Genomic DNA, 4769 nt, shown 5'->3' on the forward strand with positions numbered 1-4769 from the left:
ATCTCTATCTCTATCTCTATTGATTGTATGAAGTGTCTGGCTGAGTTATGTGGCGAGAATGATTTTGATGCTTTCTTGCAGGCGAGATGAATATTGATGTGGGTCAAAAAGCGCGATCAGGGAGAGATTTATGGAATCAACACTTCAGGGAATTAACCCTTCGGGATGGGGAAGTTGATAGAGGTTGATAACTTTTATCGCGATGACCAACGAGTTGATGAGAGTTTATCTATCGGTAGAAGGTTTGATGTTTTTCTTATAACTAAATGAATAATATGGTTTTATATTTTTGTGTTTATCATGTTTATCTCAACTTGATGTTGATGAACTAATCATTTTATTGATAACACCAAGTTTATTTTTTTCCCGATTTTTGGGCGTAGTCTTCACTTCGAAATTTAGCGAGGTCGAGCAGGTTCTTCCTCATAGCATCTCGCTAATAACCATTCAGTTTGAGTCATGTTGACTCGAGTAGAATAGATTTGGAGATGTTATGTCATCGAATGCGAAAAAAATCGGCCTTATTGCCTGTACGGGTGTCGTAGCCGGTAACATGATGGGTAGTGGTATTGCACTATTACCTTCTAGTCTTGCCTCTGTAGGCTCTGTTTCAATCTTCAGTTGGCTGATCTGTTTGGTCGGAGCACTGAGTCTGGCGTTCGTTTACGCTCGTCTGGCAACCAAAAACCCACAAGAAGGTGGTCCTATCGCTTATGCTGGCGAAGTGTCTCCGGTATTTGGTTTCCAAACGGGCGTTCTTTATTACCACGCGAACTGGATTGGTAACCTGGCTATTGCCATTACAGGTGTTTCTTACCTTTCAGTATTCTTCCCTGTGCTTAATAACCCAATCCCAGCAGGTATTGCGACGATTGCATCGGTATGGATCTTCACTTTCGTCAACCTACTTGGTGGTAGCTGGGTAAGCCGTCTATGTACGCTTGGTCTAGTTCTTATCCTTATCCCAGTTGTTGGTACAGCTGCATTTGGTTGGACGCACTTCGATACTGCGCTTTACAGCCAAAACTGGAACGTATCAGCAGGCACTGACAGCCACGCGGTAGTAACAGCGGTTCTTATCTGTCTATGGTCATTCGTAGGTGTGGAATCAGCAGCGGTATCGACTGGTATGGTAGAAAACCCTAAACGTACTGTACCCCTAGCAACTATGTTGGGTACTGGTATCGCAGGTGTGATTTACATCCTATCAACTCAAATGATCAGCGGTATGTTCCCAGCGTCAGAAGTTGCGGCATCAGGTGCGCCATTTGCACTAGCAACCACTGAGCTATTCGGTAGCTGGACAGCACCATTCGTATCAGCATTCACAGCGCTAGCATGTTTCACTTCGCTAGGTTCTTGGATGATGCTAGTAGGTGAAGCAGGTAAACGCGCAGCAAACGACGGCAACTTCCCTAAAATCTACGGCGAAACTGACAAAAACGGTGTGCCTAAGAAAGGTCTAATCCTTGCGTCAATCAAGATGACTGCACTGATGGTTGTACTGATGTTCTTCAGCTCTAAAACAGCACACGCATCAGACTTGTTCAACCAGCTAACAACTGACGCAGTTCTACTAACTATGCTGCCTTACTTCTACTCAAGCATTAACTTGATTCGCTTCGAAGGTATGACAACACGCAACGGCTTCGTAATGCTGTTCTCTGGTGTGGCTTGTCTGTTCTGCTTCATCGCACTAGCAGGTGCAGAGGGCGGTACGCTAACAGCAACCTTCATCGTGTCTCTAGTTATCTTGATGTTCTACAGCAAAAAAGCAGGTCTTGCTCAGTACGTGAAAATGCACGCTGACGACATGCCTGCCCAAGCAAGCAACTAATCCCCAAAACGCTGGCACTACGGTGCCAGCCCATAAAACCCAAATTCACGCGGCGCTCACCTTACTCATTGCCTGTAAATGGCAAAGAGCGCCCTCATTCGCCTTGGAGATGTCCAAATGAATATATTCGCTATCTTGAACCACATGGGTGTGTTCTTTAAAGAAGAGCCAGTTCGTCAACTTCACGCTGCTCTTGAGAAAGCGGGCTACGAAGTGGTTTACCCAGTAGATGATAAAGACTTGATCAAAATGATTGAGATGAACCCACGCATTTGCGGTGTACTGTTCGACTGGGATAAATACTCACTAGAGCTATGTGAACGTATCAGCCAAATCAACGAAAAACTGCCTGTTCACGCATTTGCTAACGAACAGTCTACTCTAGACATTTCACTAACAGACCTACGTCTAAACGTGAGCTTCTTCGAGTACGCTTTAGGTATGGCTGACGACATCGCTATCAAAATCAACCAAGCGACTGAGGCATACAAAGATGCCATCATGCCTCCATTCACTAAAGCGCTATTCAAATACGTAGAAGAAGGTAAATACACCTTCTGTACTCCAGGTCACATGGGCGGTACTGCATTCCAGAAAAGCCCTGCTGGTAGCATCTTCTACGATTTTTACGGTCCAAACACATTTAAAGCGGACGTATCAATCTCAATGCCTGAGCTAGGTTCTCTACTAGACCACTCAGGTCCACATAAAGATGCAGAAGAATACATCGCACGTACATTCAATGCAGACAGCTCGTACATCGTAACTAACGGTACGTCTACATCGAACAAAATCGTTGGTATGTACTCAGCGCCTGCAGGCAGCACAGTACTGATTGACCGTAACTGTCACAAGTCTCTGACTCACCTAATGATGATGAGCGACGTGACACCAATCTACTTCCGCCCAACTCGTAACGCATACGGCATCCTTGGTGGTATCCCACAAAGCGAATTCAGCCGCGATGTAATCGCAGAGAAAGTGGCGAAAACACCAGGTGCAACAGCACCAACTTACGCAGTAGTGACTAACTCAACTTACGATGGCTTGTTGTACAACACACAATTCATCAAAGAGTCGCTAGATTGTAAACACATCCACTTCGACAGTGCTTGGGTGCCTTACACTAACTTCAACCCAATTTACGAAGGTAAATGTGGTATGAGTGGTGAAGCGATGCCAGGCAAAGTGTTCTACGAAACACAATCAACACACAAACTGTTGGCTGCGTTCTCGCAAGCTTCAATGATTCACGTGAAAGGTGACTTTGATAAAGAATCTTTCAACGAAGCATTCATGATGCACACTTCAACTTCACCTCAGTACGGCATTGTTGCTTCTACTGAAACTGCAGCGGCAATGATGCGCGGCAACACTGGTAAGAAGTTGATGCAAGACTCTATCGATCGCGCAATCCGCTTCCGTAAAGAGATCAAACGTCTAGAAGCAGAAAGCGACAGCTGGTTCTTCGATGTATGGCAACCAGAAAACATCGATACCACAGAATGTTGGAAACTAGACCCTAGCGACACATGGCACGGCTTCAAGAACATGGATGACAACCACATGTATCTTGATCCAATCAAAGTAACACTACTGACTCCGGGGATGAATAAAGAAGGCGAACTAGAAGAATCAGGTATTCCTGCTTCGCTGGTGGCTAAATTCCTAGACGAGCGCGGCATCGTGGTAGAGAAAACAGGTCCATACAACTTGTTGTTCCTATTCTCAATCGGTATCGACAAATCAAAAGCAATGCAATTGCTACGCGGTCTAACTGAATTTAAACGTGGCTACGACTTGAACCTAACCATCAAGAGCTTCCTACCTTCGCTATACAACGAAGACCCAAGCTTCTATGAAGGCATGCGCGTTCAAGAACTAGCACAAGCAATTCATGACCTAACTAAGAAATACAACCTACCAGAGCTAATGTACAAAGCGTTCGATGTTCTTCCAGAAATGAAAGTAACACCACACGCAGCATGGCAAGAAGAGCTTCGCGGTAACGTAGAAGAAATCAAACTGGAAGAAATGGTTGGCCGCGTAAGTGCGAACATGATCCTTCCTTACCCTCCAGGTGTGCCACTAGTACTTCCTGGTGAAATGGTGACTCAAGAGTCTCGCCCTGTGCTGGACTTCCTAGAGATGCTTTGTGAGATCGGTGCGCATTACCCAGGTTTCGAAACCGACATCCACGGTCTATACCAACAAAAAGATGGTAGCTACACCGTAAAAGTATTGAAGAACTAAGTTCCTCTCGAAGATGACGCTATTGGGAATGCAAGCATGCTCCACTCTTACGAGCTCAATGCGTCATCGAACAATAACGGCATTTAGATATACCCCTAACTATTCTGTCGTAAAGAGAAGGGCAAGGATGCTCTGATCTTTTCTTCTATATAGAAGAATAACTTTTCCAAGACTTCACCTGAAGTACCCCAAATAAAAAGCAAAGACCAAAAGAGCAGTTCGTCATCGTTCTGCTCTTTTTTTTCATCTTTATATAGGCAGAAAGAGAAAAAAGAACCAAGAGAGATAAGATCAGTAACCGAAATCACAAAGAAATAGGCGATCTTTTAATGCAGAAGTCAGGTGTTTCATCATGAAAAGATCCTCTGCAACCCGAAATATTAGACAAGATCGTTGAGTATCTATGCAGAATGCTTGTTATTTGTTCGGTTGAAAGTTTTTTTGCAAAAAACGCTTGTGCTAATTTCTCAACCCCCTATACTGCGCATCCACCGACACGGAGTGAGACGAAAGTCACACAGCGAGTCGGGAAGAGAGAAAAAAGAATTTGAAAAAAATGCTTGACTCTCTCACGGTGTGAAGTAAGATACGCACCCCTAACGACGAGCAACTAAGTTGCTGAAAATGTTAGAAAAGCTCTTTAAAAATAAGAACCTATCAATCTGTGTGGGCACTCGTT

General features: G+C 44.4%; 2 protein-coding genes. Both read left to right on the plus strand.

Annotation, left to right across the window (positions count from 1 at the left end):
* Positions 1 to 493 precede the first annotated feature (493 nt).
* On the plus strand, positions 494 to 1837 hold the full coding sequence (cadB, locus tag KJB35_RS27710) for a cadaverine/lysine antiporter (protein ID WP_005434864.1): 1344 nt from the start codon (positions 494 to 496) through the stop codon (positions 1835 to 1837).
* A 117-nt stretch (positions 1838 to 1954) separates the two neighbouring features.
* Positions 1955 to 4090, plus strand: coding sequence for a lysine decarboxylase CadA (locus tag KJB35_RS27715; RefSeq protein ID WP_005451159.1), 2136 nt, complete (start codon positions 1955 to 1957; stop codon positions 4088 to 4090).
* Positions 4091 to 4769 lie beyond the last annotated feature (679 nt).

The organism is Vibrio sp. D431a (assembly GCF_030248655.1).
Taxonomy (GTDB): domain Bacteria; phylum Pseudomonadota; class Gammaproteobacteria; order Enterobacterales; family Vibrionaceae; genus Vibrio; species Vibrio alginolyticus.